The organism is Holzapfeliella saturejae, assembly GCF_037546065.1.
Lineage (GTDB): Bacteria > Bacillota > Bacilli > Lactobacillales > Lactobacillaceae > Holzapfeliella > Holzapfeliella saturejae.
Genome location: NZ_JAWMWG010000005.1, coordinates 26,191 through 51,643, shown reverse-complemented (window position 1 = coordinate 51,643; position 25,453 = coordinate 26,191). Strand labels below are relative to the sequence as shown.

The 25,453-nt window shown below is 32.2% G+C and carries 37 protein-coding genes; 13 read left to right on the top strand and 24 right to left on the bottom strand.

The window, feature by feature from the left end; genetic code table 11:
* The first annotated feature begins 19 nt into the window (after positions 1-19).
* The 5 genes from R4Y45_RS07010 (at position 20) to R4Y45_RS06990 (ending at position 3,201) form a co-directional block, all read left to right on the top strand.
* Entirely contained in the window at positions 20-1,042 is a 1,023-nt protein-coding gene (locus R4Y45_RS07010; RefSeq protein WP_339970470.1) for an FUSC family protein, read from the top strand.
* Between the two features lie 159 nt (positions 1,043-1,201).
* The gene (locus R4Y45_RS07005; protein WP_339970469.1) at positions 1,202-1,825 is read left to right on the top strand and encodes a recombinase family protein; all 624 of its coding nucleotides are present in this window, start codon (positions 1,202-1,204) and stop codon (positions 1,823-1,825) included.
* 30 nt (positions 1,826-1,855) lie between these two features.
* Complete coding sequence (locus R4Y45_RS07000; protein ID WP_339970468.1) at positions 1,856-2,215, top strand: hypothetical protein; 360 nt, start codon at positions 1,856-1,858, stop codon at positions 2,213-2,215.
* 105 nt (positions 2,216-2,320) lie between these two features.
* Positions 2,321-2,758 carry a LytTR family DNA-binding domain-containing protein gene (locus R4Y45_RS06995; protein WP_339970467.1) on the top strand — a complete coding sequence of 146 codons (438 nt, stop codon included), beginning with the start codon at positions 2,321-2,323 and terminating at the stop codon, positions 2,756-2,758.
* Positions 2,755-3,201: a DUF3021 domain-containing protein gene (locus R4Y45_RS06990; protein WP_339970466.1), complete on the top strand. Its 447-nt coding sequence runs from the start codon at positions 2,755-2,757 to the stop codon at positions 3,199-3,201. Before R4Y45_RS06995 ends, R4Y45_RS06990 begins: the two co-directional genes overlap by 4 nt.
* 281 nt (positions 3,202-3,482) lie before the next feature.
* On the opposite strand, the gene R4Y45_RS06985 is transcribed toward R4Y45_RS06990, so the two are convergent.
* Entirely contained in the window at positions 3,483-4,331 is an 849-nt protein-coding gene (locus R4Y45_RS06985; RefSeq protein ID WP_339970465.1) for a DUF975 family protein, read from the bottom strand.
* A 161-nt stretch (positions 4,332-4,492) separates the two neighbouring features.
* On the opposite strand from R4Y45_RS06985, the gene R4Y45_RS06980 reads away from it, so the two are divergent.
* Positions 4,493-5,227, top strand: coding sequence for a TIM44-like domain-containing protein (locus R4Y45_RS06980; RefSeq protein WP_339970464.1), 735 nt, complete (start codon positions 4,493-4,495; stop codon positions 5,225-5,227).
* A 73-nt stretch (positions 5,228-5,300) separates the two neighbouring features.
* Positions 5,301-6,662 (top strand): MFS transporter, encoded by a 1,362-nt coding sequence (locus tag R4Y45_RS06975; protein ID WP_339970463.1) that lies wholly within the window; start codon positions 5,301-5,303, stop codon positions 6,660-6,662.
* A gap of 33 nt (positions 6,663-6,695) precedes the next feature.
* Here R4Y45_RS06975 and R4Y45_RS06970 read toward each other — a convergent pair whose 3' ends face one another.
* The 5 genes from R4Y45_RS06970 to R4Y45_RS06950 form a co-directional block, all read right to left on the bottom strand.
* Entirely contained in the window at positions 6,696-6,866 is a 171-nt protein-coding gene (locus tag R4Y45_RS06970; protein ID WP_339970462.1) for a hypothetical protein, read from the bottom strand.
* 67 nt (positions 6,867-6,933) lie between these two features.
* A complete protein-coding gene (locus R4Y45_RS06965) occupies positions 6,934-7,110 on the bottom strand; it encodes a hypothetical protein (protein WP_339970461.1) in 177 nt (58 codons plus the stop codon).
* A gap of 19 nt (positions 7,111-7,129) precedes the next feature.
* On the bottom strand, positions 7,130-7,486 hold the full coding sequence (locus tag R4Y45_RS06960; RefSeq protein ID WP_339970460.1) for an ATP-binding cassette domain-containing protein: 357 nt from the start codon (positions 7,484-7,486) through the stop codon (positions 7,130-7,132).
* 43 nt (positions 7,487-7,529) lie between these two features.
* Positions 7,530-8,636: an ATP-binding cassette domain-containing protein gene (locus R4Y45_RS06955; protein ID WP_339970459.1), complete on the bottom strand. Its 1,107-nt coding sequence runs from the start codon at positions 8,634-8,636 to the stop codon at positions 7,530-7,532.
* A 148-nt stretch (positions 8,637-8,784) separates the two neighbouring features.
* Positions 8,785-9,102 carry a hypothetical protein gene (locus R4Y45_RS06950; RefSeq protein ID WP_339970458.1) on the bottom strand — a complete coding sequence of 106 codons (318 nt, stop codon included), beginning with the start codon at positions 9,100-9,102 and terminating at the stop codon, positions 8,785-8,787.
* Positions 9,103-9,271: 169 nt separating this feature from the next.
* Between R4Y45_RS06950 and R4Y45_RS06945 the strand changes: the two genes are divergently transcribed.
* Positions 9,272-9,571: a TM2 domain-containing protein gene (locus tag R4Y45_RS06945; RefSeq protein WP_339970457.1), complete on the top strand. Its 300-nt coding sequence runs from the start codon at positions 9,272-9,274 to the stop codon at positions 9,569-9,571.
* Between the two features lie 58 nt (positions 9,572-9,629).
* Here R4Y45_RS06945 and R4Y45_RS06940 read toward each other — a convergent pair whose 3' ends face one another.
* Entirely contained in the window at positions 9,630-10,169 is a 540-nt protein-coding gene (locus R4Y45_RS06940) for a YfeC-like transcriptional regulator (protein WP_339970456.1), read from the bottom strand.
* Between the two features lie 179 nt (positions 10,170-10,348).
* Between R4Y45_RS06940 and R4Y45_RS06935 the strand changes: the two genes are divergently transcribed.
* Both R4Y45_RS06935 and R4Y45_RS06930 read left to right on the top strand, forming a co-directional pair.
* Positions 10,349-10,858 (top strand): hypothetical protein, encoded by a 510-nt coding sequence (locus R4Y45_RS06935; RefSeq protein ID WP_339970455.1) that lies wholly within the window; start codon positions 10,349-10,351, stop codon positions 10,856-10,858.
* Between the two features lie 19 nt (positions 10,859-10,877).
* Positions 10,878-11,435: a hypothetical protein gene (locus tag R4Y45_RS06930; RefSeq protein ID WP_339970454.1), complete on the top strand. Its 558-nt coding sequence runs from the start codon at positions 10,878-10,880 to the stop codon at positions 11,433-11,435.
* 30 nt (positions 11,436-11,465) lie between these two features.
* On the opposite strand, the gene R4Y45_RS06925 is transcribed toward R4Y45_RS06930, so the two are convergent.
* The 8 genes from R4Y45_RS06925 to R4Y45_RS06890 all read right to left on the bottom strand — a co-directional run bounded on the left by R4Y45_RS06925 (position 11,466) and on the right by R4Y45_RS06890 (position 16,345).
* On the bottom strand, positions 11,466-11,771 hold the full coding sequence (locus tag R4Y45_RS06925; RefSeq protein ID WP_339970453.1) for a hypothetical protein: 306 nt from the start codon (positions 11,769-11,771) through the stop codon (positions 11,466-11,468).
* A gap of 20 nt (positions 11,772-11,791) precedes the next feature.
* Positions 11,792-11,938, bottom strand: coding sequence for a hypothetical protein (locus tag R4Y45_RS06920; protein ID WP_339970452.1), 147 nt, complete (start codon positions 11,936-11,938; stop codon positions 11,792-11,794).
* A 26-nt stretch (positions 11,939-11,964) separates the two neighbouring features.
* Positions 11,965-12,093 (bottom strand): hypothetical protein, encoded by a 129-nt coding sequence (locus R4Y45_RS06915; RefSeq protein WP_339970451.1) that lies wholly within the window; start codon positions 12,091-12,093, stop codon positions 11,965-11,967.
* A 41-nt stretch (positions 12,094-12,134) separates the two neighbouring features.
* Entirely contained in the window at positions 12,135-13,553 is a 1,419-nt protein-coding gene (locus tag R4Y45_RS06910; protein WP_339970450.1) for an ABC transporter ATP-binding protein, read from the bottom strand.
* Positions 13,554-13,699: 146 nt separating this feature from the next.
* Entirely contained in the window at positions 13,700-14,326 is a 627-nt protein-coding gene (locus R4Y45_RS06905; RefSeq protein WP_339970449.1) for a DUF998 domain-containing protein, read from the bottom strand.
* Positions 14,327-14,348: 22 nt separating this feature from the next.
* A complete protein-coding gene (locus tag R4Y45_RS06900) occupies positions 14,349-15,221 on the bottom strand; it encodes an SDR family NAD(P)-dependent oxidoreductase (RefSeq protein ID WP_339970448.1) in 873 nt (290 codons plus the stop codon).
* Between the two features lie 56 nt (positions 15,222-15,277).
* Entirely contained in the window at positions 15,278-15,841 is a 564-nt protein-coding gene (locus R4Y45_RS06895; protein WP_339970447.1) for a TetR/AcrR family transcriptional regulator, read from the bottom strand.
* A 21-nt stretch (positions 15,842-15,862) separates the two neighbouring features.
* Positions 15,863-16,345 carry a GNAT family N-acetyltransferase gene (locus R4Y45_RS06890; protein WP_339970446.1) on the bottom strand — a complete coding sequence of 161 codons (483 nt, stop codon included), beginning with the start codon at positions 16,343-16,345 and terminating at the stop codon, positions 15,863-15,865.
* A 168-nt stretch (positions 16,346-16,513) separates the two neighbouring features.
* Between R4Y45_RS06890 and R4Y45_RS06885 the strand changes: the two genes are divergently transcribed.
* The gene (locus R4Y45_RS06885) at positions 16,514-17,269 is read left to right on the top strand and encodes a hypothetical protein (RefSeq protein WP_339970445.1); all 756 of its coding nucleotides are present in this window, start codon (positions 16,514-16,516) and stop codon (positions 17,267-17,269) included.
* Positions 17,270-17,299: 30 nt separating this feature from the next.
* Complete coding sequence (locus R4Y45_RS06880; protein ID WP_339970444.1) at positions 17,300-17,809, top strand: YbhB/YbcL family Raf kinase inhibitor-like protein; 510 nt, start codon at positions 17,300-17,302, stop codon at positions 17,807-17,809.
* 103 nt (positions 17,810-17,912) lie between these two features.
* Here the strand turns inward: R4Y45_RS06880 and R4Y45_RS06875 are convergent, their stop codons facing one another.
* The 3 genes from R4Y45_RS06875 to R4Y45_RS06865 are packed head-to-tail and all read right to left on the bottom strand — an operon-like array spanning position 17,913 to position 19,059.
* Positions 17,913-18,257, bottom strand: coding sequence for a PH domain-containing protein (locus R4Y45_RS06875; RefSeq protein WP_339970443.1), 345 nt, complete (start codon positions 18,255-18,257; stop codon positions 17,913-17,915).
* Between the two features lie 3 nt (positions 18,258-18,260).
* Entirely contained in the window at positions 18,261-18,626 is a 366-nt protein-coding gene (locus R4Y45_RS06870) for a TetR/AcrR family transcriptional regulator (RefSeq protein WP_339970442.1), read from the bottom strand.
* Positions 18,627-18,675: 49 nt separating this feature from the next.
* Positions 18,676-19,059, bottom strand: a complete 384-nt coding sequence (locus tag R4Y45_RS06865) for a MerR family transcriptional regulator (RefSeq protein ID WP_339970441.1) — start codon at positions 19,057-19,059, stop codon at positions 18,676-18,678.
* Between the two features lie 135 nt (positions 19,060-19,194).
* Here R4Y45_RS06865 and R4Y45_RS06860 point away from each other — a divergent pair, with 135 nt between their 5' ends.
* On the top strand, positions 19,195-19,680 hold the full coding sequence (locus tag R4Y45_RS06860; RefSeq protein WP_339970440.1) for a cupin domain-containing protein: 486 nt from the start codon (positions 19,195-19,197) through the stop codon (positions 19,678-19,680).
* A 100-nt stretch (positions 19,681-19,780) separates the two neighbouring features.
* On the opposite strand, the gene R4Y45_RS06855 is transcribed toward R4Y45_RS06860, so the two are convergent.
* The 6 genes from R4Y45_RS06855 to R4Y45_RS06830 form a co-directional block, all read right to left on the bottom strand.
* A complete protein-coding gene (locus tag R4Y45_RS06855) occupies positions 19,781-20,086 on the bottom strand; it encodes a hypothetical protein (protein ID WP_339970439.1) in 306 nt (101 codons plus the stop codon).
* The gene (locus tag R4Y45_RS06850; RefSeq protein ID WP_339970438.1) at positions 20,079-20,951 is read right to left on the bottom strand and encodes a ParA family protein; all 873 of its coding nucleotides are present in this window, start codon (positions 20,949-20,951) and stop codon (positions 20,079-20,081) included. The genes R4Y45_RS06855 and R4Y45_RS06850 overlap by 8 nt, the downstream gene beginning before the upstream one ends.
* A 122-nt stretch (positions 20,952-21,073) precedes the next feature.
* On the bottom strand, positions 21,074-22,111 hold the full coding sequence (locus R4Y45_RS06845) for a zinc-binding dehydrogenase (protein ID WP_339970437.1): 1,038 nt from the start codon (positions 22,109-22,111) through the stop codon (positions 21,074-21,076).
* 122 nt (positions 22,112-22,233) lie between these two features.
* Positions 22,234-23,103: a GRP family sugar transporter gene (locus R4Y45_RS06840; RefSeq protein ID WP_339970436.1), complete on the bottom strand. Its 870-nt coding sequence runs from the start codon at positions 23,101-23,103 to the stop codon at positions 22,234-22,236.
* Between the two features lie 152 nt (positions 23,104-23,255).
* Entirely contained in the window at positions 23,256-24,251 is a 996-nt protein-coding gene (locus R4Y45_RS06835) for a tyrosine-type recombinase/integrase (RefSeq protein WP_339970435.1), read from the bottom strand.
* Between the two features lie 45 nt (positions 24,252-24,296).
* Positions 24,297-25,121, bottom strand: a complete 825-nt coding sequence (locus R4Y45_RS06830; protein WP_339970434.1) for a replication initiation protein — start codon at positions 25,119-25,121, stop codon at positions 24,297-24,299.
* Between the last annotated feature and the right edge of the window lie 332 nt (positions 25,122-25,453).

Below are 25,453 nucleotides of genomic sequence, written 5' to 3'. Positions count from 1 at the left end.
AGTATAGGAGGTTATAACAATGCATCATCATATCAATTGGGGAGATATGGTACTTAAACTTTCAAACTTTTTAGCTCTAGGATTTTCTATCACATTTATGCTAATTATTAATAACATTCAGCTAGGAACGCTTACCATTATGGGATCAATATTTTTCTATTATTATGTTCCACAACAAAATAAAGCAGGAATCAAAACAACGATACTAGCCAGTATGATGGGAATAATTGCTTATGTATTAGTCTCTTTTTCAACATTAATACCTTGGCTAACGCCGCTAGTTTTGAGTTTAATATGTGGTATTTCATACTTTTATAGCAAAATGTGGCGTTTAGTCGGACCAGGTCCTTTTTTCTTAGTTATGATTTCCTGCATTGCAGGCGTTCATTCCTTTATTAATTTACAAGTTACTTTTGTTTCAATTCTTTTTTTGTTAATGGGTTGCTCAATCGCCATTCTGTTAGCTATCGTTAATGATTGGCTACTCGATCGGTTAAAATATCCTAAATTAAAAGATAACACTGCTATATTCACACTAAAAATTCCTCAAATACCCGTGGAAATTCTATTCAAATCATTTTTCTATGGCGGATTAATTTTTCTGACATTTTATATTGGGGAAAATCTAAAATTATTCAACTATTACTGGATTGTTCTGTCTTGTGCATCAATCTTACAAGCCGAATCAAAGTCCCATGCTATTAAACGCCATCAACATTATATTTTGGGAACAATTATTGGTTGTCTGATTTCTTATCTTTTATTATCACTACCTCTTACTCTCACAACTACAATTATACTGCTTATTATTTTCCACTCTCTAGTCTACTGGAAAATCAAAACAAACTTCCTCGTTGGAAATTTCTTTACAACTCCTATGGCTATCTTAGTAGTGAAATTAAACTATGCTACTTTGAATTCAACTGCAATATGGTCCAGATTTATTGCCATTGTCATTGGTACTAGCATTGCTTTACTTAGCATTTATCTATTCAATTATTTAAAATCAAAATGTATCACACCTAATCAAAAACTTAATTGATAGCTTTTAATAATGTTACGAAATATCAAATTCGTAACATTATTTTTTTGTAAAAATGTCCAATCTAAGAAATTGTTTTTGAACATTTGAATTAAACATGCTATACTTCAAACAATCAAAAATGTTCAATCAAAATGTTCAAAAACAGGAGGTATTTTTATGAAATTTGGCTACATTAATAAAACGAGTGATTATTTTTCAATCGATGAACAAAATAATCAACTAAAGAGATTTGGGTGTAAAAAAATATACACTGCAGATTCAACAACTGATAATTTTGATCGATTACTTAATATGGTCCATGAAGACGATCAAGTTGTTATCACTGATTTAAGTGTTTTAGGAGATAAATTAAATGATATCAAAAATAATCTAGTTTTAATTAGAGAACAAGGTGCTACATTTTCTGTTTTAAATTTTGACCAGTTTAAAACTAATAATTCTGCTGATGAAAATAGTTATCTCAATGATTTTCTGATTGATTTGTTCAACCACGTCTTAAGTTTTGACCATAACAAACGTGTTAAAAAACAAAAAGAAGGTATTCAAGCGGCAAAAGAAGCTGGACGTTATCAAGGTGGTCGTCCAAAATATACAGACGACTCTCCTGAAGTACAGTTGCTTTTAAAACATGCCCGCGAAAATCCTAAATTATCTGTTAGAAAACTTTGTCAATTAAGCGGAATTAAAAGTCGAACAACGGTCTACTCAATTTTGAAGAAACACAATATAAAACGTGGCCCACATTTTGAACTTAATATCGAATTTAATAAAAAATCTTAATTTAAAAATTAATTATTCATCTCAATTTATATGTCAATTATTGGATTAATTATGGGAGGTATTGGATTAATTACTTTGAGTGATAATAGATCCATGCTATTAGTTAGAGTTGGGATATCCATATTACTGATTGGTATTATGACTGTTATTACTAATATCATAATCAGTACCTATATCAAGCAACAGACTCCGATAGAATTTCAAGGAAGAATTAGTGCCACAACAAGTACATTAGCTTCCATTATGTCCCCCATTGGCTCCCCCATTGGCATTATCATTTATGGTTATACTTTTGCACACCTATCACCAACAGTTATTTATATTTACAGTGGTCTTATCATTTCGACTATTAGTTTAATTAGTAAAGCAAAAAAACACGCTCAATTATAATTTGAGCGTGTTTTTTGCCGTATATCTCCCATAATAAACCACTTATCTCGAAAAGCTACTCTAATCAATAAGTGTAGTGTATGCTAAATGTTGTTAGGAGGGATTATGGAAATGAAAGCATTATTCAAAAGAAAAGAGAATATGACAGGTAACACAATTGTTCTGCAAGCAAAAGAACAATCAGATATTGTGTCAGACACCATAAACTATATTGAAAGTTACCAACAATTTATTACCGGAAAATTGAATCATCAGAATTATCAGCTATTAATTTCTGATTTTGATTCATTTTATTCAAATCAAAAGAAAGTTTTTGGACTAATTAATCAAAAGTCTTTTCAACTATCAAGCAGACTATATGAATTAGAAAACAATTTACCTAATCAATTTATGAGAATTTCAAATACTGAAATTATTAACTTGAGTAAAATCAAAAAATTTAAATTAACTACTGCAGGGCTTATTGAGATTCAGTTAGAAAATGGCTATTCCACAAGTTCATCAAGAAGATTTTTAAAAAAAGTAAAGGAGCGTCTACTATGATCAATTCAAATAAAATAATTAAACGATTTATAACAGGAGCACTTCAAGGTAATTTTTTTGGTTTAATTGTCACATTAACTGGATCTTATATAAGTGGTAATTCTGAGTTTATAGTTAGCCGCTTTAATAATCAAAACATAGACATCTTAATTGCCATGATTGTTTGGTGTCTGATTGGTGGAATTGCTGGTCTAAGTTCCTTAATTTTCGACTATACTGATTGGGGAATTACCAAAACAACTTGCATCCAATTTTTAATTTCATATTTTCCCGCTTTAGCTATGGCGATACTTGTTAATTGGTTCCCTTTCAAACTGGATTCTATCATAGTCTTTTCTATTATATATGCCACAATATTTTTTATTATTTGGTTCATCTCAATGAAATCTACCAAAAATGATATTAAACAACTTAATCAAAAACTACAGCATAAGAAATTCTAACACATGATTTGTCATAATTATCAAAAAGAACTATGATTGAGATAAAAGAGGTGAGTGTTTTGCGTAAATTAACCACTAGTCCTGCAGTATTTTATTTGATTTATCTTATTGTTCTTTGTGTTCCTAGTTTCCATACTAATATTTATGGCAAATTATTTACTTTAAGTTTAACGGTTATGCTTTTTATAATAGCTATTAAAGCCATTACTAATAAAAAAATAATGAATCAATAGATACAAAAAAATCCTATCTTCGAACATGATCGAAAATAGGATTTTTTATTAAGCTTGAGCTTCTTTTTTGACTATTTCATCATAAAAACCTGCATAAGTCATTTCAGCATAAGCATTCCACCAAACAATCCCAAGAATTCCAAAGGTTAGTTCATTTAGAATACTCCAACCAATAAAGGATGCTTGTAAGTTGAAAAATTGCATCATATTATCTTTTTTAGTCATTAACTTAAAGGATTGACTAATTGCACCGGAAAAGCTATCGCCTTTTTGTGAAGCATCTAAAAAGGCATAGTTTAGTTGGCTAGTAAAGTTATTAAGAATAATTGCTACAATACCTACTGCAACTAACGCTAGTATACCAATTAAAATCAAAATTACAGTAACAATTGTATTATTTGCAGCGATACCTATAAATACCAAAATAATGGCTATCAATCCAAGGATAATTCCTGCTGCACCAGCTACTACAAGTTGATAAAGATAAATAATCACAAAAAATCCCAAAGCTGCTAACCATCTGGAGTCTTTAAAAGCATAAAGCGAATCTTCAATTCCCGATTCACCAGCTGCTTCTTCTTGACGATATGACTTAAGCATCAAAATACGAACACCAAATTTGATGATGGCTGTTACCAGTGACACAAGTAAGCCAATAATTGAGCCAATTCCAATAAAACTCATCAATACCGATAAATTTGAACTAAAATCTTCAATGTTTGTTGTATGTTGAGCCATATTCATAATACTTGTAACATATGAAATATAACCCGCCGTATTAGCTATCATATTATAAATAAATAAAATAATCATCGGTACAAAAGTTATTGTAAAATAATAACCCCTGTCTTCACTTACTAATCGTTTTGCTTTTTCTTTAAGCTGTATTCGATCCATTCTTAGTTTCCTCACTTTCTCCTATTAACTTCATTTTACACGTTAAAAACACCAAATACCAAACTAAGTAACTAAAAATCTTTGTAACTTGAATTATCTCATCCAAAGTGCTAAATTCGACTCATCTTAATAAGGTCAATTAAATTTTGGAGGAAAAGCAAATGAAAAGAATGGGGTTATTAGTCTTACTAGCACTGTTAGTTCTATTAATAGTCTTCCCTGTCCCATCTCAACTAGTTTCCGCTCGTGCCGGTGGATCTACTGGTGGAGGACGTAGTGGCGGTAGCACTAGTCGTGGAGGTTCTACTAGTGGAACCAGAACTTCCACTTATTATGGCGGCAGTCGAAGAAGTAGTAGTTCTAGTGATGATAATAGCTATGCCGGATTTTATGCATTATCGTTAGTTAGTGTGGGATTTGCTTCTTACAGTGGGTTGAAATTTTACCGCAAAAAACATTATGAACTCAGTCAACCTCACAATACCCTACCAATAGATACCCACTTTGAAAAAGAATTCTCTGATTTGTTTTATCAAGTCGAAGAAGCTTGGTCTAAAACCGATATGAACATGCTAGCACAAATGATGACCCCTCATTATTTTAATAAACAAAAACGCATTATTAATCGCTGGCGTCAATTCGGGAAAATCAATCGGCTAGATAGTCTAGCAATTGTTGATTTACAATATGAAGCAACAAGCTCTAACCAAAAACGTCACGTTGTCGTAACAGCTCAAGCAAGAGATTGGTTCGAATATCCTCACAAATCAAAAGCGTACAATCGTGCAAAAGAAGAAAATGCTTATATTGAACGGTTTAAGGAAGTTTGGGAACTCGTCGATTCACCTACTGGTTGGTTACTTAATAATATCCGTACAGTTGATCTAAAAAATTGAGTCAATTTATTTGCCCTAAACTATGGTTTAGGGCTTATATTAATAGTAGCTTATTTTTAAAGGAGGATTTCAATTGTTCAAAAATATTAAAACACTATCGCCATTTGCACTGATTTTGTTATTTATTTCATTTACTATGTCAGTTAGTCAATCCATGATGACAACTGCTTATCCACTATTGATGAAAGCATTCAATGTTGAAACAAGTACCGTACAATGGTTGACTACAGGATTTATGATTGCCATGACACTCGTTATGCCTTTAAGCCCTTGGTTATTAAATAATATCAAGCTCAAGCCTTTACTGAATGGCATTGTACTTTCGTTTTTAGTTGGAACTGCTATTGCCATGTTAACCCCTAACTTTACTGGCATTATCATTGGCCGTTTTATTCAAGGAATGGCTGTTGGTGCACTTTTTCCAACATTTCAAAGTGTCATTATGGAAAATACCCCTAAAAATAAACGAGGGACTGCCATGGGAGTAGTCGGATTAGTCATGGGATCTGCTTTAGCTGTTGGGCCCATTATTTCAGGTGTCATCTTACAACTGGTATCTTGGCGACTTCTATTCGCCATTTTCCTTGTTGCTTTGCTTGGATTAATTGTGATTGGCCAAAAATACATCGAAAACTCTCACCAACTTCACTATTCAAAATTTGATTGGCTATCAGCTGGACTATTAGTGGGGTTGGCAGGTATTTTATATGCGATTTCAAACTTCCAAAAAATGGGATTTAATTTGGCTTGGTGGTTAGTCCTAGTAATTAGCTTAATACTCTTAGCTAGCTTTGCAATCAGACAAAGCCACTTATCTGAACCGTTTTTAGATTTACGTGTTTTCAAGTATTCTGGATTTTTGCCCGGATTATTGTTAACTGGGATTTCCTACTCAGGATTGATTATCGCGACTGTTTTAATGCCTTTGTTTTATCAAAATGTCTTTCAATTTAGTCCACTGGTTTCAGGATTATTAATGATTCCTGCTGCGTTGTTTTTAAGTAATCTTAACCCCAAAGCCGGGAATTTACTTAATAAAATTGGCTTAAGAAAACTGGTTTACATTGGGATGTCGATGATGATTCTGGGTTATCTTGTATTAGCCTTGCTGGGATCAAAATCATGGTTTGTTGTAATTATAGGCGCTATGTTGCTAGAGGGTGGCAACGCCTTTATCATGATGCCTGCCATTACAGCCGCCAACAATGCTCTTCCTGAAAAACTAGTCAGTCACGGAACAGCATTAATCACAACTGTCAGACAAGTTATGGGGTCAATTAGTGTCGTCATTGTCACTTTACTTGTAACAAGTTATAATACCCATCTTGAAATTGGGACTTCTCTTCAAAGTGCGAGTGCTTGGTTGATTATCATTCCGATAATCGGATTTTTACTTGCTTTGAGATTACCTAAAAAAGTTCATAAAACTAAATAAAAGCGTTGAATCATTTGATTCAACGCTTTTTTGTTATTCTTCTTTATTTTCTTTAATTAGAAATAGGCCTAATTTTAAAAATGCATAAATAATAAATAAGATAAATGCATTTCGAGATAATGTGTAGACATCATTAATTGGGCCATCTGGATATAACCAACTTCGGTTCAATAGACATAACAATGGCAGAACAAATGATAACACACAGGAAAAATAGCCTATAAATCTCTTTTGTTTTTTATTCATAACTTAAAACCCCCTTGATTTTTTGTTATTCTTCTTTATTTTCTTTAATTAGAAATAAACCCAATTGAAAGAATGCACATACAATAAATAAAATAAAGAATACTTGATACACCCCTGTACTCATAAAAGCAAATATAAATGCTGCTAATAATGACAATACGCATGACATTTGTCCCAAAAATGTTTTTTGTTTTTTATTCATAATTAATTCCTCCCTTTATCTAAACTAACTTAATATATTGACTGGCTTTAATACTTTGAATGAAATCACGATCATGATCAACAATAATCATTGTCGGTTTAACCGTCAAAATTAGTTCCTGTATTTGCTGTCGTGTCATAACATCCAAATAATTTAATGGCTCATCCCAAATATATAAGTTAGCTCGTTCACACAAAGATCTAGCTAATGTTATCTTCCGTTTTTGACCCATACTTAAATCGGCTAAATCTTTCCCAAACTCAAATCGTTCAAACCCTAGTTTTTTCAGCATATTTAACATTTCAGGTAAGTCAATTTGATAACTTTGAGTATATTCTAGCATTGACCCTCTTACTTCGGCAAAACTCTGCTCCAAGTAGGATACTTTGAGTCCTCGGCTTTTTGCTATTTTGCCAGATTTAACTATTGATAACTGCCCCCCTAATAGCTTGTAAAAGGCTTGATTTACCCGTGCCGTTTGAACCTGAAATGACTAACTGCTGTCCTTGTTTAATATTAAATGAAATGGGATTCTGTATTAATGCCCTATTACACCTTTCCAAAACTAACTGATTCACTGTCAAAATATTATCGTGATAAAATGGTTCATAATTCAACGTTAATTTTGGATTTTTATCAATATTTCGAAGTAAACCTTGTTTTTCTTCAATACTTGATTCAACTCGTTTGAGTGCATTTTTACTACGTTTCATCAATTTAGCAGCTTTATGTCCTAAAAATCCTTTATCAATATCTACATGATGCTGTCCTTTATAAAACTCAGCAGATTTTTCATTTTCAGCTCTATTCGACCATCCATTTAATCTTTCAGCTGTTTGATGCAAACTTTTAATTTGCTTATTTAGCTTAAAATTTTTTCTTTCTTCGAATAAGTTATCTTGTTTAAACTTATTTTCCCAAGTATCATAGTCACCTTTTAATAATTGGATTTTTGACCGATCGATTGAAAGAATATGATTAACTGTTTGATTAATTATGGTTTTATCATGACTAACTATAATGAAACCTGACTTTTTTTCGAGATAGTTGGCTACAATATCTCTTCCTATAATATCTAAATGATTAGTTGGCTCATCTATTAACTTAAACGTTCCTTCCTCAACAAACATTAAAGCGAGTAATACTTTAGTCTGTTCACCTGGACTTAGCGTACTGAATTTTCGATTCAAAATTTCATCACTCAGGTTTAGTTGTGGCATCTCAATTTCAAATTTCCAAAAACTAGCATCATCCAAAGTAGAATACGTTAGTACCAGGTCTTTAACAAGTTGCTTTTTATCTTGAATACGCTTTGGAAAATAATCAAAATATAGATTTGATTCAATAGTTCCCTCATAATCATAAGCATTTTGTAATAACTTAAGAAAAGTCGTCTTTCCTCTACCATTTCGGCCAATGAAACCCAATTTCCAGAACTCATCAATATTCAAATTAACTTTTTCAAAGATATAATGAGACATCGCATCATATTTAAACGATAGGTTTTGTATTTTTATAGTTCCCATATACCATCACTCCTTTCCTCCCTTCTTTGTTATTTTATTAAAATTAAATTATTTTTACATTATAAATTATCAATATATTATAATAAATCGTTATTGATTACAACGTTTTATTGCTACCATTTTTAAGTTAATAAAAAGAATACCTAACTTAGGTATCCTCTTCGACTGATTTCTTAGTAAATAATTCGATATAATCTTTCATTTCACTTGCTAGTTGATTTTCAAATATGTTGAAAATGATTTTACAATTTCTTGCTTTTTTCTTATTGATAGAAATTTTCAAGTAACCTCTTTTTAAACGAGTGGCTTCTTGAAATTCAAGCTGTTCAATATTATCTAAATTAAGTACTTGGGTTCGCAAACGTAAAAGAACCAGATTAAAAAATCCCTTTCTGCTAATAGTTATCGCTTCCCCATTAATGGTGACTTTTGTTTTATACGATTTAAAATAAAATTTTTTATTCATATTTTTCTCCTTAATCAGAGTATATCAAAAAAAATTCTTTATTTAGTTAAATATTTTTTAAAAATAACAAGATAGACTCGTGAAGATATTCAAAAATTGCTAATATCTAGATTCTCATGTAATTTAATATCGAATACATTAATTTATTTAACAAAGGGAAGATAATCTAATGAGAAATCACTTATCAATTGAAGAACAACTACTTGTGAATTCTGAAGTGGAAAAACGCAGTAAAAATATCATTGTCGCTTACATTTTATGTTGGTTAACTGGTGTTATTGGCGGTCATCGATACTATCTAGGAAAGACGGGAACAGCGATTATGATGACCGGTTTATGTATTGTTACATTTGGCGTTGTTTCAGCTATTTGGGCGTTTATTGATCTCTTCTTAATTCCAGGGATTGTAAATGACAATAAAAGAGAAATTGAACAACAAGTTACGCAAGAAATATTAGCTCGTCGTTAACTAGATAAACAAAAAAGACAAGGTATTTCTCAACTATTGAGAGAAATTCTTGTCTTTTTTATTTCCAAAATTGCCACCATTTTTTCTGATTCATTGGTCTAAAACCAAAATAATAACGTGGTGCTTGACTATCCTCAGCACGTTGGGCATCTGTTGTATTTTTAAAAGATTCTTTAGTATCTGTTTCATCAATATCTGTTTCTTGTGTATCTTCTGCCGCTAGTTCAATTCTGTTTGCTCGCTCATAGTCCAACTCTTCTTTCAACTTATTCATATTATGAGTTAGCTGTGATGTAAGTCGCTGTTGTTGATCTAGTAAAATTTGCATTGTTTCTAATTGTTGATTTTTACTATGCAATTCTTTTTTCAAAACATCGACTAATTCATCGTTATTATCAGTTGACGATTGTGTTTCTTTTTTTTCTTCATTACTCTCAAAATGAGACTTAATGAGTTTTTGACCATCTTCATTTACAAAATTAGTACGTCCTTTAATGACAACATACTTTTCCTTGAATCCTGCGGTTTTATTAATATAACGATTAATTGTTTGTCTTGAAACACCGAGTTCTTCAGACAATTCTTTGATTTTTTTCATGTCTCCACCCCAATGCTTATTCTAAAGGAGTTTAGCCAAAAATGCTACTTCAATCCGTTAAAACAATATAAGCTATATTATTTTAAACTTTGAGCATGTGCGTCTCATTTGGTATACTCCTCTGTAAAGGAGGAGTAAGTGATGTCTACTATTACAATAATAAATGGGGTACAGAATAAATGTCAGAATTAGCTTTCATTATTGTTTTTGTACCCATAGCGGTTATCTTAATCGTAACAATGACGCCATATTTGATTGCTCGCTTGCTTTTTAAACGATTTCATAAAAAAGCACGGCTTGCGGAAAAAAGTAAGCGTCCCTATCAAGATGATATCCCATTAAAAATCAAAAAAGAAAATCGAATTAAAATTGGTTATCCAGCTGATTTCAAAACATTTTTCAGCTACTGTTTATTGGTTAAAGAACAAGAAAACATTTTACACTTCAACTATCCAAATTCACCTAAACTTAAACTTTTAAATGTTGAATACTTACCTAAGTATACTTATCAAAACACCAATACGACTGGTAACAGTTTTGGAGGTGTTACACGTAGTGAAGTAAAAGGAGACGGCATCTTAACTTTTAAAGATTTAAGTACCGATTTCAACTTTGTTGTAGGTGTTCGCTTAGACCGAGATGATTATATCAAACTGAAGTCCGAATTTTTAACCGTTAACAATAACTAACTAGTCAGGAGTCTTAATTATGAATCCAGGTTTTGGCTATGAAACGCAGTTTCAGGCACAACCTAATGATGGCTTTTCATTTATATCATCAGTTGTTCCGCTCTTTATTTTTATAATATTTATAATTTTTATTGGCTCTATTATTTATAAAGTATTTTATAAGGGTGCTTCAACTGCTTATCACCAAAAAGCCAGCTTGAAGGAACAAGAATCTCGACCTTATGAAACAGATATTAGTTTTAAAGTCGACCAAATCAACAGACGAAAAATTGGCTATCCTGAATATTTTAGCTCATTTGATAACCATTGTTTATTAGTCAAAGAACAAGAAGGCATTTTACATTTTAATTATGATAATTCGCCTCAAATTCAACTCACTAACGTTGAATTTAGACCTAAATACGGCTACCATACCAATGGTTCAAATGATAATTTTGGAACAAGTACCCCTTATGAAATTCCTAATGATGGCATCTTAACTTTTAAAAGTCTGGATGATAATCGTCGCTTTATGATTAAAGCTGAACTTAAAGAAAGTCTATATGTCCGTCTTAAAACAGAATTCTTAACATTTTAAAAAATCCCCCTGATATATCAGGGGGATTTTTTATATAAAGTAATTAATTTCAAGATAGGTTATTCCCATACATAGCACAAATGCTATGACTAACATCATTAATCGCATAAAGTGATTAGATGACACCTGTTTACGGCTAACCTTGTAAGTAGGATCAAACTTTTTAGTTTGAAGATTCAAGTTATCTTCACTCATACCCGGTACAAATAAAGCAAGTAAGATAAAATAGCAGACTCCACATAGTGCAAAAAAGGGAGCGTTCCATACTAGATAAGCAGGAAAGACGATAAACATCGGTACAATAATATAATTTAAATTTCGAGCAATTAATTTCAAACTAAATCTCCTTTTAATTGTTAAGCTTTAAATTCTTTTCTTAGTTCAGTCATAGCCTTATCCACTGCTTCTTCTGATGAGATTTTACTACCTTGAACGGTCACATTTCCTTTTTTTGCCTGCCATTTCAAAAATCTTTCGAATGAATCAAGTAGTTGTTTTTTCATTTTGTTTTCCTCCTATAGTGTTCTTTTTAAAGTGTAACGACTTTTGTAAATAAGTGACTGTTTTCTTCATTAAAGTGATGGGCAACTTCTAGCAAGGTACGATTTTTATCCTTCAATAAATTATATTCAACTTCCACTGAGTTTTGATGATCCAACGCCGATGTTCCCTCATCTAAAAGTGCAATAGGGGTATCTTTTAATAATACCTCGCTATCGCAATCCGCTGCTGTTGCCCGACAGATAGATTATGACCATTGTCTAACACATCATCATGGACTTGAGTAATGAAGTCTACATTAGATAGTTTAAGTGCGGATTTAATTTGTTCATGAGTCACCGTTGAATTAAATAATGTCACATTATCTTGAATTGACCCTGAAAAAAGATAGGGCTGCTGATCAATATAAGTGATTATTTCATTGAGCTGTAAATAAGGAATTATTCTAATATCTTGACCATCAATTAAAATATCACCTTCATAATCAGTCAATTGTCCGCCAATAATCTTAAGCAGGGTACTCTTCCCGACACCACTTGCTCCTTTGATTAATACTTTTTCGTCTTTATTGATTACTAAATTGAATGCTTTGAAAATTGTTTGTCCATCAACACTATATGTCAAATTTTTAATAACTAATTGCTTTTCAAAATCACCCGGCAGTGCCTTCAAATTAGCATCATCAATATTCTTGAAAGATTGCTTGATATGTAACTTTTTAAATAGAACTTGAGTAGACTTAATTTGAGAATAGTCATTGCCAATTTGGCTTAATGCATTAAATAAACTAGAAGCAATATTGCCAATCGATGCAATAACTCCGGGTGTTACCAATCTTGATATTGCTAAAATACTGGCGACAATATCTAAAATAATCTGACAAAAAACACTAACGGCTCCAATCGAATTATTAACTTTAGCAGATATTTTAGTATAGTTAATCTTTGAATCTGCATATTCTTCAGATTCTTTTTTGATCAAATCGGGTAAAACTGATTTACGATTATAGCTATACAAGACATTAAAGCCTTTTAAGATATTTGTAATTGCTTCAACAAGTTTACTATTTGATTCAGAAACCATATTAGTCTGTGATTGTAACTTTTTCATAAAAATATTCGGCACAACCAAAATAATAGCTGCCAATACAATTGTGACAATCAATAGTAAGTAGTGGAAATAAGCTAAGGCTATGATTGACAACCCAATCAAAACGGTATTTTCAACCAGTGAGTAAACTTTAGTTAAGTACTGGTTTTCAAGTGTTGTAATATCGTTAGTATAGTTTGAGATGTGTTGACTGACTTTGTTTTGATGAAACTCTAAATAAGTTTCATTCGCCATTTTGTTAGACATGTTTTCTCTAATCTGAACACAAATCGTTTGAATCAGTCGTGCTTGAAACACTTCTTGAAAATATGAGCTAATTAGCATCGCTATCCAAACGGATGCGTTAATACCTGACCAAAATAATAATTTATTCATGTTAAGTTCAAAAACAGCGTTTGTTGAAAAAGTTAGTAAGAAAGCCGTTGCCGTCTGCAAGATAGCGTTAACTACAAGCCAGACAATATTTGTTGCATGTCCCCTTAAATTATTACGAAAATATATCCCCATCCTTTAATATCCTCCAATTAAATTTGTTAAAAAAACATTAGACTATGATTAATGATAGGTTATAGTGTTCAGGCCTATTAGTCAATCATTTTATAAAATACTATCAAAAAAGACAGTTTCTAAATTTAGAAACTGTCTTTTAGATCTTATGATTTTTTAGCGCGTAATTCATGAATATGTCTAATCACAATTGCAATAAATACAGGATAGATAGCTACTCGTTCGATCAACCCTTCAAACCCTGAAGTACTGAATGTGAACATAACGGGAATCACAATTAAGGAAATAACACCAAGAGCTATACTCGTTCTACCTAAAGCCTGATTTGATTTAAGCTGAATCCGACCAAATGAAATTGCCAATAAGTCACCACTCAATAAGAATACAAGTGCACCTAGCGGATGAAACATATGTAATGCCCAATCATATCCTGGAAAAATCCCAATCAATAATAATCCTATTGTATAAGTAATAGGAGCTACCTGATAAGTTTTAGTACGAGGTACAGTTGATTTTCTTAGTAAAAATCCTACAAAATAAATTAAACCTCCTAAAATAAATCCAGTATTCATAACGAAATACAGTGGTGAATTAATCAAATGAGTCCCGTAAGTTGTCACAACTGGCACTCCTAAGTCACTTACCCAATTTAAAATTGGATTATACCTTGGATTTATCCAAGAAAATTCGGTAATAATCTGAGCTAATAAAATAATTGCAACAGATAAAATTGAGAGTAATGAGCCTAGTCTTTGTTTTGTTTGAGTTGACATTGTTATCAGTCCTCCTATAGTTTTATTTATTTGTCAAAAATGGTTGACATACTTTCATACAGTAATCCCAAACTACCTGTTCATTCTCAGGTGAATAATAGCGATCACTTGGTTTTTGTACTTTTTCATTTCCCCAATACTTGCCTGAAATTCCTCTTACCCGATCTGAATCAGCTAAGTGAACGCTAGTTGCCGCGCCCTTTTCTGGCGAGGACATAAATCTTAGTGCCACTTTATAAATCAAATTATTGAGAAAACCTTTATCACTATCTTGTCCAAAATTCGTTGCTACAGCACCTGGATGTGCAGCATTAACTGCCACAGTTTTGATTTGACATTCTTGTAATAATTTATCCAGGTGTCTTGTATTCCAAATCACAAATAATTTTGAAAGTGAATATCTTCTTTGTGATGAAGGAATTTTTTTAAAGTTCAAGTCGGTTAAATCGGGGTGCCCACTTGCTCGGTGTGAATTAGAAGTTAGATTAATAATGCGACCATCATCGCTTCTTTCTAAGTTTTCAAGCAGTAATTGCGTTAATAGAAATGGTGCAATCGTATTCAATGCCAAAGTCACTTCAATGCCATCTTTTGATACTCGATAATCATTATCAAAAACAGCCCCAGCATTATTGATTAGAACATCTAAAGATTGATAACGCTTTTTGAATTCATCAGCCATTGCTCTTATAGAAGTCATTGATAACAAATCAGCTAAAAGATAATCAATATTTTGATTGCCAGTTTGTTGTTTGATTTCTGCGACAACTTTTTGGGCTTTAGCTTGACTACGACCATGAACAATAATATGATGACCTTTTTCAGCTAAAGTCATTGCGGTCACTTTTCCAATACCATCTGTTGCGCCTGTAATTAATATTTTTTTACTTATCATTTTTATTTCTCCTTTTTAACTAACTAATCAGTTTTTTATTAGTCAAAATATAAAAGCTATTTTTGAATAGCTTTTATTACCATACTAATAACTTGTTGTTCTTCTTCCTCCGTTAATTCAAAATGATTACGCATCAAAATTGAAGTTGGAATTGTAAAGAATGACTCTAAAACTTCGAATGAAGTATTAGTATACTTCGGTGATGCTTTAATACGTTCAAAAAGTTGTTTTAAACTATCATTCAAAGTATTGCTAATTTTAACAGTTTCATCATCTAAAAAGTCTTGATTTTGCCACATTAATCCCATAAATGTTGCTAAATCAGGGTAGGCTTTGTATTGGGATACTGTAAAACCTAGCGTTGCAACTATTTGATCTTCCAATGAAGTATCAGTATTAATAACAGACTTTAAATTTCCTTCTAGTTTAACTTTAACCTCCTGATACACTTTGCTTAATAAATCTGTCTTATCTTCATAATTAAGATAAATAGTTGCTGGACTAACGCCAGCTCGTTTTGCAATTCTGGCTGTTGTTAGATTTGATAATCCTTCTTGTCGTGATAGTTCAATAACAGCTTGTTTAATAGCTTCTATTTTTTTGTTATCTTTTTTTCTCATGAATCAATAGTAACTAAATAGTTAGTTATTTTCAAGTTTTTTCAAAAAAAAAAGCAATTCTAAATAAAAATTGCTTTTGCTTTGACTAGTATTAGCTGAGAACTCTCTATAAAAAGATACAACATTACCTGCTTCACAAGGTTCATATCCATGTTTATTATAGAAGTTACGCAATATTTGAGTATCTTCTGCTAATAATACTTTTTGACGAATATGTTGGTTTTCAGTCAGCATCTTTTCAAGTAAATTTGATCCTATTTTTTGATTTTGATAGTTAGGTTTTACCAATAAATCTTGAATATATAAAATCGTTTCGCCATCACCAACAGCTCTAATTAATCCTACCAATTGGTCGTAATCCCAAGCTGAAATGACGGTCCGTGAATTATTTACTGCTTTAGCTAACTGGTTGAGGTTAGCCGTATAGCTACTCCACCCAACACTTGAATACAATTGATCTAATTTGTCTACGTCTATTTTATTAGTTTGTTTAAATACAATCATCTGATATCTCCTTAATTTGTTAGTCTTAAAATTAAGGAATTAGCCACAATTTTACTATTTTCTCGTCCTCCGTCTACTTTTTATTTAGCGATATTGTATCTTATATTAAATAGGGTTTCAAAAAAAATTATAAAAGTGTATCATAAAAACCATTAGGAGGATTCAAAAATGAATACAAAAACAATTGTAATGACTAGTGCTTTAGCATTAGGAACCTTAGGGGTATTTTCTTCTATCCAACACCAAGAAGTCTCTCAGGCAGCTGAAATTAGTAAAGCTCCTGAAAATTTCACTCTTGAAAGTGGTGGACAAGAACTTGAAATTTACTCAGATCCTGGCTTAACACAAAAAACTGGACGTAAACTAGATTCAAGTACAACTAGCTGGAAAGTATTCAATATGTCTTTTTCAGATGATTCTGTTGGCTTACCACAATATGATAATTTAAAAAGTGGCATCATTACTTATGATTTAGGTGGCGGACAATGGGTACAGGGAACAGCTATTACCAATAATATCGATCAGTGTAATGTTGCTGAGATTTTTACCCAAGGTGGCAATGTTCCAGTTTATAGTGATTCAGCTTTAACACATCAAATAGGTACTTTGAATAATGGCATTCATGACTGGAAAGTCAGCCGCTTACTGATGATGGCTAACGGGTTTTATGCCGCAGACCTTGGCCACAATCAATGGATTAAAATTGATAATGTAGGTGGTACAGGGCCTCACATTATGAGAAAAGCTGCTATTATCGAAAAGAATACAACACTTTATAATGGTAGTGGCACACCAACCGGAAAAGTTCCTGAAACGGATGTTTATCGTTTATTTGAGTTTAAAATTTTAAGCAATGGTCACTATTACGGTCGTGTCGGCTCCAATAATCAATGGGTTGATATGAGAAATACTTTAATTAATTAGTCTATCATTTACGACAAAGAAGGTACTTTTATGAAACTTAATGTTCAACTAAATAACGGTTTGTTGCCTGATCAATATACAAAACACTGTTCAAATAACAGTAAACATCTTAACTTTCCGAAGGTCTCATTTCCTATCGAAATTACAGGTGTTCCTGAAAATGCGAAAACACTTGTACTGACTTTAACAGACTTAGATGCCGTGCCAGTTTGTGGTTTTGAGTGGATTCATTGGCTTGCAGCCAATATTAACCCTAAAACAACTCTTATTCCTGAAAATGCAGGACAAGATAACCCCTTAAATTGGACATGTGGATATAATAGTTTAGCTGGAAAATATTTGGATTTAAAAAATGACCCAATGAGTATGGGATATGTCGGACCAGCTCCACCTGATGATATTCATAACTACACTTTGAGGTTATTTGCATTAGATTATAAACCTAATCTGATGGATGGTTTTTGGTATAACGATTTAATGAAAGCAATTAAAGGTCATATTATTGATCAAACCGAAGTTAATCTGCCTGTTAAGGCGTAATTGGAAATAAAAAGCCGACTACGACGAGTAGTTCGGCTTTTTTATGATTTTATATAATTATAACGTTATATATTTATATTACACTGTCTCAAAAGTACGCTATCTAAATATTATTAAGCTCATTAACTAATTCTTCAGGGTTTTCAACACCTAACACCAACCGAGTATAGTCTTCATCTTTTAACTGAATCACAACCGGTTTATCTTTGCGTGAAACATTGAAAAAGGTTTTTTCGCCATCATTTTTAAAAGTTCCTGCCCAATAACCAGGCAAAGTCGTTCCAGGTTCTCGAATACCTTTATAATCATTTAAAATCCCTTCATCAAGAGAAGCCCCTTGAACATGATCTAATGCAATAACCAATTTAGATTTTAATGCGGTAATTTTATTGATACCTTGAGGTTTAATGATTAATTCTTTAGTTGTAACTTCGACTTTATTTTGCATAATTTATTCTCCTATACCACTCCGCTTGAGTAGTGCTAAACCGATTTTTTCAGCTATGTCAGTTTGATTATTTGCTTCGTACCACCTATTTAAAATAATCCTAACTTCTCTATTGTTTGGGGCTACTTCTAACATAGCAATTAATACTAGCTCCAGATTTTTTTGCTTGGAGTAATTCGATAGACTAGCTGTTAATGCAGCTGTAAACATACCTAACTTACTACCAAAAGCACTGTATAAACTTCCTCTTAGGACTCCCGTTCCTTTGACTATGTCATCGAGTGAAGTCCCATTAAAACCTTTTTTAATGAATACTTCACCGATAATATTAATAACTTCTTCTTGATTAAAACCCTTAGTTCTTCCCATGCCTTTATTATATATTTCTTGACTGAACAGTCAAGAATAAATACTGAAATTATTTACTTTGCGATTTTTTTACAGCTTCATCATAAAAACGACACTTAAAATCTAAAACTTCAAGCGTTGCTTGCAGTTGTTTTATTTCCTTTTTGATATTATCTCGTTGTTGATAAATCGTATCTCTTCTATTCTCTAATGATGTTTCGCCCTCGATGCACCAGTCAACGAACTGCTTGATACGTTTTAGCGACATACCTGATTGTTTTAAATGCTCAATCATTTGAATAATCTCTAAATTATCCTCACTAAATTGACGAACACCCAAGGTATTCTTTTGAATATTAGGAATCAGTTCTTTTTTATCATAGTAGCGAATTGTTGAAATCGGTAGGCCAACTTTTTTACTTACTTCACTAATTGTATAAAATTTTTCTGACATCTTATTTCCACCTTTACACGGGTAACAGACAAAATGTTACCTTAATCTATCTTTGATTTTACAATATTTTCTATTTAAATCAGTACTATTGTTCTTTATACTTAACAACATATTGAGTTTAAAGGAGTTTTTTTAATGAATAAAGAAAAATGGATTAAACAGTTAGATTTGGAACCTCATCCAGAAGGTGGTTTTTATAAAGAGCTTGAACCATCTGCTGAACTTACTCAAAACAGCGAAGGAAAAGAACGCCCATTATATACTAATATTTACTTTTTATTAACTGATGAAAGCCCATCACATTTTCATCGACTAACAGCGGATGAGATTTGGTATTACCATACTGGTGATCCATTAACTGTCCACATGTTGAATGAAGATGGTAGTTACACTAAAGTGACATTAGGTGATAATCCTGATGAGGGTCATGTTTTACAATACAAAGTACCTGCCGGGACTATTTTTGGTTCAACAGTCGATAACAAAGAGAGCTATGCTTTAGTCAGTTGCATGGTTTCTCCGGGATTTGATTTTGAAGATTTTGAGTTATTTAGACAATCTGATTTACTAGAAAAATACCCTGATCATTCCGAAATCATCAAATATTTAGCCATGATTTAAATTTTTTTAAGGTTACATTTTGTCTGTTAGGGTATAAAAAAGAAGGTAATTAATAATTACCTTCTTTTTTATATTGTTATAACGTTATAAATTCATAATTTTATTGACGTTTCTTAGCATCAATTTTTTTCATTTTATTGATAGATAAAGCCATCAGGTCTTCGTTAATTTCGTCTGTATGTTGCAAATAGTTATCAATTAGTAAGTCCATCAATTCATAAGAGTAAGCGACTTCTGATTGTTCTAATACCGCATTAAATCGATAATAAACTTCTGCTGGAATCACAATAGACTTTTTGATGTTTTTAACTGGTTGGTATTCTTCTTGTGGTTTTTCAATATCACGATTTTGTAAATTATTACGCTTTTTAGCTTTACCAAACATCCCAATTTCTTGATTACTCATCTTCAAATCCTCCTACCTTTTCAACTCGATTTAAGAAATCTTCTGTCAACGGATCAATAACATCTTTAAATAGTTTTTTATCCCAATAGGTATCTTTTCGAATCCCTAATCTAGGAGCACTTTGGATTCTTTTAGCAAATGGAATAATATGTTCAAATATATTTTGCTGACCAAATTTTTCAACTGCATCCGCTAAAACGGTTTCATCAATCGCACCATGATAAGTGAATTGGTTAGGAAGCACGCCAATAATATCGGTATCAGCATCAAAGTTTTCAATTAAATCACTCATATCATTTTCTAAGAATTGAAGTGCACCGTCATACGAATCTGACTGAGTTTGAAAGGCGAGAATAACATAATCGCTAGCATAAACAGCTGATCTAGTATAGACAGACGTTGTTGGTGGTGTATCAATCAAAATAAAATCATAATCTTGTTTAATTGGCTCTAGTAAATCTCGCATAAACGAGACCTTTTTCAACTCAATTTGATGATAATTCTTATCAATGGATTCAGCAATGCCATATTTCTTAGCTAAAAATGTCGGTAAATTTTTAAAATCCATATGAGATGGAATCATATCTAAGTTATCAATAATTGGTGTAATAAGTGGTTTTAAATCACCATCACGTACACCAGCCATCAATGTTTTGTTGATTTGATAATGTTCTTTTTCTTCATGATTCTCTTTAGTAATTAACATGGTTTTTGTCGTATTACTTTGTGGATCTTCGTCTACTACTAATGTCTTATAGCCCTTTAGAGCTAAATTATAAGATAAAAAACGAATAATAGTCGACTTTCCAACGCCACCTTTACCATTTGCGACGGTGATTGTTAATGGCTGTTTCAAACGTTTCATTCACGTACCCCCTTTTTTTACAATTTTAATATAAAAACATAAAATTGTAAAAGTATATTTTTATAATTTTATGAACAAAACAAAAGCGACACTCATTTGAGGTCGCTTATTTGTCTTTATCTTTAAACAATTAAAAATGATTTAATTGCTTTACGGTCTTGCATAGCTTTATAGGCTTGGTTAACATCATCTAATTTAAATGATTGATCAAAAACCTTACCAGGATTAATATCGCCATTTAATACTGCATTAAGTAATAATCCTTTGTCGTAAGTCGTTACTGAAGCAGGTCCTCCAGCTAAGGCTACATTTTTTTGGAATGATGCATTTGTATCAACATGATCAGTATGAGGTAATCCTACACGACCAACAGTTGCACCTGGACGAGCTACCTTTAAAGCAGTTTCTGTTGATAAATCGGTCCCAACACATTCTAAAACGGCGTCAGCCCCAACATTGTTAGTTAGTGCCATAACTTTTTCAACAGCTTCATCACCACGTTCAGCAATAACATGAGTCGCACCAAATTCTTTAGCTAATTTTTGACGTTTTTCATAACGACTCATTATAATAATTTGCTTAGCACCACGCAATTTAGCTGAAATAACCCCACATAAACCAACAGCACCGTCACCAACTACAACAACCGTATCTCCTGGTTTAACACGTGCTGTTCTAGCAGCGTGGTAACCGGTTGGCATAACATCTGCTAATGCTAAAAATGACTTATGCATAGCTTGGCTATAGTCTTCTGGTTTACCAGGAATTTTAACTAGTGACCAATCTGCATGTTGGTAACGTACATATTCAGCTTGATTACCGTTACTAAAGTTATCATCATGGTTTAAACAACCACCTTCATATCCTGCTATACAAGCAGCACAATGACCACATCCGTGTGTAAAGGGAGCAATCACAAAGTCACCGGGTTTGACAGTAACGATGTCATTTCCTACTTCTTCAACAATCCCAATTGACTCATGGCCATTGTTTTGTGAATGTGCTTCTTTTTCATTAACACCATTATAGGCCCATAAATCTGATCCACAAACACAAGCATTTAAGACACGAATAATAACATCATCGTCTTTTTGTAAAGTAGGTTTGGCAACTTCTTCAACTGCAACTTCGCCTGGTTTAATAAATACTGTACTTTTCATAATTTTACCTCTTAATCTTTTTAAATTTGTTATTATCTATGATAAAACCTAAAGTATACTTTAAGTCAACAAAAAATATAAAAAAAGTAGTTATCTTAATAGATAACTACTTTTTTGTTCGATTATGATAATCGACTGATCATAACCGCACTACCTATAATTAAAATTAACCCAATAATTGTAAATAGTGATTCTTTTTTAGTTTTACGTTCTTTAAGAAGAATAACACCACCTAAAGTTGCAACTACAACGTTCAATTGTGTCATAGGGAAGGCTGTTGCCACACCGTTCATACTCATTGAAGTTAGGTAAGCTAATGTTCCTAGTCCACCGAATAAACCAGTAATAATTGATTTATATGTTGGTTTAGCAAAAACATAAGATTCTTCTTGTTTTTTAGGTAAGAATAGAATAATAACAGCTGCCATAACAACAGAACCCAATGTTTGAGGTAGTACACTAGCTACACCACCAGCATTACCAATCTTAGGTAATGTCGCAGTTGCTGTATATCCTAGTGAACTGAAGAATAAAATAATAATTCCTGAAATCATGTTTTTGCTATTTTGAGATTCTTTATCTTCATTGAAACTTGATAAAACAATTCCGATAATCAAAACAGCGATACTAGCAAATCCAATTAATTTTGAACCAGATCCACTCCATTCATTCCAAACAATAACACCAACAAGTGGAATTTCAATCAATTGAAATCCAGTTGAAATTGGCATAGCACTTGAAACATTAATCTTAGTAAATGAAGTTAACTGTGCCAGTTGTGCTAGTGACCAAGCCGCACCAGCAATGAAACACCATAGAAAATCAATCATTTGAATTTCAGGTCTGTAAATTAAGTAAACACCTAATCCAATTACAACCTGACCTACTGTCATACCAAATAATTGTTGAATCGGTTTACCACCGAAAATTCTAGAAATAACAGGACCCATTCCCCAAAATATCGCGGGTAGAAATCCAATTAAAATTGCCATTGAAAAAAATCCTCTCTACACTTAAAAATCGACTAGTTTTTTGTTAGCTATCTAACAAAAACGTACTAAAGAGTATTATTCTACTAATTTAAAATAAATGCAAGAAAAATTTTAAACTTTTTTAAATAAAAATAACCAACTACCCTAGTTGGTTACTCATGGGATTGATTAATAAAATTATCAATTCGATTCTCACTATCATTTTTCATTCGCTCCAAAGCATGAGAATAAATTAACGTTGTTTGTAAGTTCTTATGGCGTAACAATTGTTGAGTTTCTTCAAGAGACCCTCCACTTAACATATTCAATGTCCCAGCTGTATGCCTAAGACTGTGAGCAGTCAATCTCGGACTAAATAGATTAATCGCTTTGAGTTGTGCTTTAACAATATGTGAAATACTTCGTGTAGATAACCGCTTATTATAAGAATTATGGCTATTTGACACGAATAGTGGATCTGTGGCTTTAATCATTTCTCTAGACTGCAAATAATCATTAATAGCCTGCAGAGTATGTTCTGTTATTTTAACGTATTCTGATTTTTCTGTCCGACCTTTTCCCTTAATATATAATACAAACTGATTCCCAACATTTCGCATATCTTCTATATTGGCTCGATTAATCTCAATCGTTCTCAGACCTGTCGTTACCATTAAGTAGATAATGGCATAAGCTCGTTTGCCTTCTTTTGTCCTGCGGTCAATACTATGTAGCAGCTGTGTTGCTTGTTTAGCAGTTAAAGCATCTTTTTTAAAAGTATGATTTAATTTCATACTTTTAACATTTTCTGTAATATTAGGATAAAAACCGATTGAATTAAGCCACTTAAAAAATTGGCGAATGGCCACTAGTCGATTTTGAATTGTCGTAGGTTTATGATTCAGCTCTGCCAAATATCGTTTGTATTCGATTACATTTTGTCTGTTTGGATTAATAATTTGATTAATTTCCAAAAATGTAAAAAACGGTTTTAAGTTTTTACGATAGGTTTTAGATGTTTCTTCAGACACATCTAAAAAATTAATAAAGTCATCAACCAGTGTCGAATCAATAGATTTATCGCCGGTTAGTTGAATTTGTTGCAGCTGATTGAGCGTTGTTAAATCAAAATTGGATCTGTTATTTTGCGACATAGCTTCACCTTTCATTATGGATATTATAAATATATAAAATTATACAGACAAAATGTTGCCTTAAAAATCTTGTTGATCTATTTCTTGTAATAAGGTTCCTACTTTTCTATGTTCTTCTTGATCACTTTCAGGAACCACCACTTTACGCCAGTCAACCTCTCGTTCAGGACTATTAACCTTTTTAATCTCAAAATCATCCGCATTTTTTGCTTCTTTCGTAAAGGTGAATTGATAGCCTACCACTGGACGTCCTCTGCCAGATCCGTGCTTTTTTGTAAATTTGAGGTTACGAAAGATAGGACTTAACTCTTTCATCACAGGGTCAATGATTCTCTTATCAATATGAGTTTGGCGATAACTTTTTGGTACTTCTAACGCTTCAATGAAATCTTCTTTAGAAAGATACAAGTAACCCGTTGTTCTAAACTGTTTCAATAATCTAAAAACAGTCTTAGCGTAAGTACTTCTGATATCTCTAAACTCCATCAAGGAATATCTAACCCATGTATCCAAATCATTGAGTAAAGGTAGAGCCTTCTCATGAATCCTAACATCAACATACGGTTCTTTGGCTTCTCCATTAATTTTAAAATCAGTAAACATCACAAAGAATTCACGTGTCAATCCAGTTTGACTACGTCGTCCAAATCGTAAACTCATCAGTTTATTGTAAGTCTGTTCAACATCATCAATAAAACGGTTATTAGCTGTCGCTTTATAATCACTCAAATCTTTTAATTGACTAAATGGAAATCTAACCATTTGATTACCTTTGTCACGCATACGTGAAACAATTGAAAAAAATAAGTTCATCTCAACAGAAGTGAATCCTTTTAATGGAATTGTATTAAGCTCTGGACCATATTTTACTATTTCATTTGCCATTTTTTATCCTTCTTCTCCAAGTTTTATAGACTCATTTTAAAGGCACATGTTGCCTAAGTCAAGTTGCCTTAAACAGACAAAATGTTGCCTTTAAACAGACAAAATGTTGCCTTTAAACAGACAAAATGTTGCCTTTAAACAGACAAAATGTTGCCTTTAAAGTTTCTAGACCCTTGTGGCTCTAAGGCTCAACTACTACCTAAAAGAGGTTTAAAAGAGGTTTAAAAAGAATTATAAAAGAAAGAGAAAAAATAAAATATAAAACGGTTTATTTCAAGAGTTATTAATTGCTTATAAAAAAAACAGGGGGTACCATTAAACCATCCTTATAA

What these genes read in the sequence shown, in the direction of transcription:
- R4Y45_RS06910 (WP_339970450.1), bottom strand. Translation starts at nt 13,553, where the DNA reads ATGGGGATATATTTTCGTAATAATTTAAGGGGACATGCAACAAATATT.
- R4Y45_RS06905 (WP_339970449.1), bottom strand. Translation starts at nt 14,326, where the DNA reads ATGTCAACTCAAACAAAACAAAGACTAGGCTCATTACTCTCAATTTTA.
- R4Y45_RS06860 (WP_339970440.1), top strand. Translation starts at nt 19,195, where the DNA reads ATGAATAAAGAAAAATGGATTAAACAGTTAGATTTGGAACCTCATCCA.
- R4Y45_RS06845 (WP_339970437.1), bottom strand. Translation starts at nt 22,111, where the DNA reads ATGAAAAGTACAGTATTTATTAAACCAGGCGAAGTTGCAGTTGAAGAA.
- R4Y45_RS06945 (WP_339970457.1), top strand. Translation starts at nt 9,272, where the DNA reads ATGAGAAATCACTTATCAATTGAAGAACAACTACTTGTGAATTCTGAA.
- R4Y45_RS06880 (WP_339970444.1), top strand. Translation starts at nt 17,300, where the DNA reads ATGAAACTTAATGTTCAACTAAATAACGGTTTGTTGCCTGATCAATAT.
- R4Y45_RS06935 (WP_339970455.1), top strand. Translation starts at nt 10,349, where the DNA reads ATGTCAGAATTAGCTTTCATTATTGTTTTTGTACCCATAGCGGTTATC.
- R4Y45_RS06890 (WP_339970446.1), bottom strand. Translation starts at nt 16,345, where the DNA reads ATGATTGTATTTAAACAAACTAATAAAATAGACGTAGACAAATTAGAT.
- R4Y45_RS06870 (WP_339970442.1), bottom strand. Translation starts at nt 18,626, where the DNA reads ATGGGAAGAACTAAGGGTTTTAATCAAGAAGAAGTTATTAATATTATC.
- R4Y45_RS06885 (WP_339970445.1), top strand. Translation starts at nt 16,514, where the DNA reads ATGAATACAAAAACAATTGTAATGACTAGTGCTTTAGCATTAGGAACC.
- R4Y45_RS06865 (WP_339970441.1), bottom strand. Translation starts at nt 19,059, where the DNA reads ATGTCAGAAAAATTTTATACAATTAGTGAAGTAAGTAAAAAAGTTGGC.
- R4Y45_RS07000 (WP_339970468.1), top strand. Translation starts at nt 1,856, where the DNA reads ATGTCAATTATTGGATTAATTATGGGAGGTATTGGATTAATTACTTTG.
- R4Y45_RS07010 (WP_339970470.1), top strand. Translation starts at nt 20, where the DNA reads ATGCATCATCATATCAATTGGGGAGATATGGTACTTAAACTTTCAAAC.
- R4Y45_RS06830 (WP_339970434.1), bottom strand. Translation starts at nt 25,121, where the DNA reads ATGGCAAATGAAATAGTAAAATATGGTCCAGAGCTTAATACAATTCCA.
- R4Y45_RS06980 (WP_339970464.1), top strand. Translation starts at nt 4,493, where the DNA reads ATGAAAAGAATGGGGTTATTAGTCTTACTAGCACTGTTAGTTCTATTA.
- R4Y45_RS06855 (WP_339970439.1), bottom strand. Translation starts at nt 20,086, where the DNA reads ATGAGTAATCAAGAAATTGGGATGTTTGGTAAAGCTAAAAAGCGTAAT.
- R4Y45_RS06995 (WP_339970467.1), top strand. Translation starts at nt 2,321, where the DNA reads ATGGAAATGAAAGCATTATTCAAAAGAAAAGAGAATATGACAGGTAAC.
- R4Y45_RS06875 (WP_339970443.1), bottom strand. Translation starts at nt 18,257, where the DNA reads ATGCAAAATAAAGTCGAAGTTACAACTAAAGAATTAATCATTAAACCT.
- R4Y45_RS06955 (WP_339970459.1), bottom strand. Translation starts at nt 8,636, where the DNA reads ATGGGAACTATAAAAATACAAAACCTATCGTTTAAATATGATGCGATG.
- R4Y45_RS06850 (WP_339970438.1), bottom strand. Translation starts at nt 20,951, where the DNA reads ATGAAACGTTTGAAACAGCCATTAACAATCACCGTCGCAAATGGTAAA.
- R4Y45_RS06900 (WP_339970448.1), bottom strand. Translation starts at nt 15,221, where the DNA reads ATGATAAGTAAAAAAATATTAATTACAGGCGCAACAGATGGTATTGGA.
- R4Y45_RS06895 (WP_339970447.1), bottom strand. Translation starts at nt 15,841, where the DNA reads ATGAGAAAAAAAGATAACAAAAAAATAGAAGCTATTAAACAAGCTGTT.
- R4Y45_RS06835 (WP_339970435.1), bottom strand. Translation starts at nt 24,251, where the DNA reads ATGAAAGGTGAAGCTATGTCGCAAAATAACAGATCCAATTTTGATTTA.
- R4Y45_RS06990 (WP_339970466.1), top strand. Translation starts at nt 2,755, where the DNA reads ATGATCAATTCAAATAAAATAATTAAACGATTTATAACAGGAGCACTT.
- R4Y45_RS06920 (WP_339970452.1), bottom strand. Translation starts at nt 11,938, where the DNA reads ATGAAAAAACAACTACTTGATTCATTCGAAAGATTTTTGAAATGGCAG.
- R4Y45_RS06985 (WP_339970465.1), bottom strand. Translation starts at nt 4,331, where the DNA reads ATGGATCGAATACAGCTTAAAGAAAAAGCAAAACGATTAGTAAGTGAA.
- R4Y45_RS06840 (WP_339970436.1), bottom strand. Translation starts at nt 23,103, where the DNA reads ATGGCAATTTTAATTGGATTTCTACCCGCGATATTTTGGGGAATGGGT.
- R4Y45_RS07005 (WP_339970469.1), top strand. Translation starts at nt 1,202, where the DNA reads ATGAAATTTGGCTACATTAATAAAACGAGTGATTATTTTTCAATCGAT.
- R4Y45_RS06965 (WP_339970461.1), bottom strand. Translation starts at nt 7,110, where the DNA reads ATGAATAAAAAACAAAAAACATTTTTGGGACAAATGTCATGCGTATTG.
- R4Y45_RS06930 (WP_339970454.1), top strand. Translation starts at nt 10,878, where the DNA reads ATGAATCCAGGTTTTGGCTATGAAACGCAGTTTCAGGCACAACCTAAT.
- R4Y45_RS06940 (WP_339970456.1), bottom strand. Translation starts at nt 10,169, where the DNA reads ATGAAAAAAATCAAAGAATTGTCTGAAGAACTCGGTGTTTCAAGACAA.
- R4Y45_RS06950 (WP_339970458.1), bottom strand. Translation starts at nt 9,102, where the DNA reads ATGAATAAAAAATTTTATTTTAAATCGTATAAAACAAAAGTCACCATT.